The sequence below is a fragment of the Undibacterium sp. Ji22W genome (assembly GCF_049340305.1).
In the GTDB taxonomy this organism is placed as follows: Bacteria; Pseudomonadota; Gammaproteobacteria; order Burkholderiales; family Burkholderiaceae_D; genus Undibacterium.
Map to the genome: position 1 here is coordinate 1 of NZ_JBMPOU010000026.1, position 273 is coordinate 273.

Annotated in this window: 1 protein-coding gene; it reads right to left on the reverse strand. The window is 55.3% G+C overall.

All coding sequences use genetic code 11. The annotated features are described in order from the left end of the window. The coding region (locus ACO0KW_RS20435; RefSeq protein WP_423055184.1) for a Calx-beta domain-containing protein at positions 1-273 on the reverse strand (273 nt) is incomplete at both ends.

Consider the following 273-nt stretch of genomic DNA (forward strand, 5'->3'; position numbering starts at 1 on the left):
CGCTATCGTTGGCGATATTGACCGTGATCGTTTGCGTCGTCACACCAGGATTGAACGTCAAGGTACCACTCGTTGCTGTGTAATCGCTACCCGCGGTTGCTGTACCGTTGCTGGTGTTGTAACCAACCGAAACCGTTTGGCCAGACGCTGCCGACAAGGTGACCGTGAAGGTCGCTGTGCCAGCCGCTTCGTTGACGATCACGTCGTTGATCGACAAACTTGGTGTACCGTCATTGTCGGTAATCGTTGCGGTACCGGTTGCCGAAGCGTTCG